This window comes from Vibrio harveyi NBRC 15634 = ATCC 14126 = KCTC 12724, from assembly GCF_001591145.1.
Lineage (GTDB): Bacteria > Pseudomonadota > Gammaproteobacteria > Enterobacterales > Vibrionaceae > Vibrio > Vibrio harveyi.
The window spans coordinates 1-532 of sequence record NZ_BCUF01000181.1; the positions used below are offsets into that span (position 1 = coordinate 1).

Genomic DNA, 532 nt, shown 5'->3' on the forward strand with positions numbered 1-532 from the left:
TGTGATTAATTTTTACCCAGAACTTTGTATCCCCAACGCTTATTTAATAAGTCACTGACAATGTAAACATTAAAAGGAGGTTGAACTTCTGGTAGCACAACTAACATAGAGTTTTTCCATACTGTAATTCCATTCGTTGTCTCGTATGACGCTACGCTCGCACTACCTTGCTTCTTCGCCAACACATTTCCAGCTTCGTCAACAACTACAGTTTTCCACCACTTCGTATCTGCCGATTCAATTGTTGGTGTTTTAACATGTGCCAGCAAATATCCATTTACCGGAATCTTCGAATAATCAGGCTCTTCAAACGCTAGTTCCGCTTTCTTTTTCTCGATTGCTCTTAGCGTATCAACATCGTAGTAATCAACATACGCAATTGAACCAAAGTCGTTAGGATCTTCGATGTTTTGGACTATATTTCCATTAACGGCACGAGTCGTGCCCAGATTTGAACAACCAACTAAGACAAAGCTCAAAATCAAGCCTACTACTATCTTATTCATTTTTTCCTCGATTGATGATTAATTAC

1 protein-coding gene is annotated in these 532 nt (G+C 38.7%); it reads right to left on the reverse strand.

Features of this window, described 5'->3' with window-relative positions; translation table 11 throughout:
- Window positions 1–5 precede the first annotated feature (5 nt).
- Window positions 6–506, reverse strand: a complete 501-nt coding sequence (locus tag VHA02S_RS25095; RefSeq protein ID WP_025523672.1) for a hypothetical protein — start codon at window positions 504–506, stop codon at window positions 6–8.
- Between the last annotated feature and the right edge of the window lie 26 nt (window positions 507–532).

What these genes read in the sequence shown, in the direction of transcription:
- VHA02S_RS25095 (WP_025523672.1), bottom strand. Translation starts at nt 506, where the DNA reads ATGAATAAGATAGTAGTAGGCTTGATTTTGAGCTTTGTCTTAGTTGGT.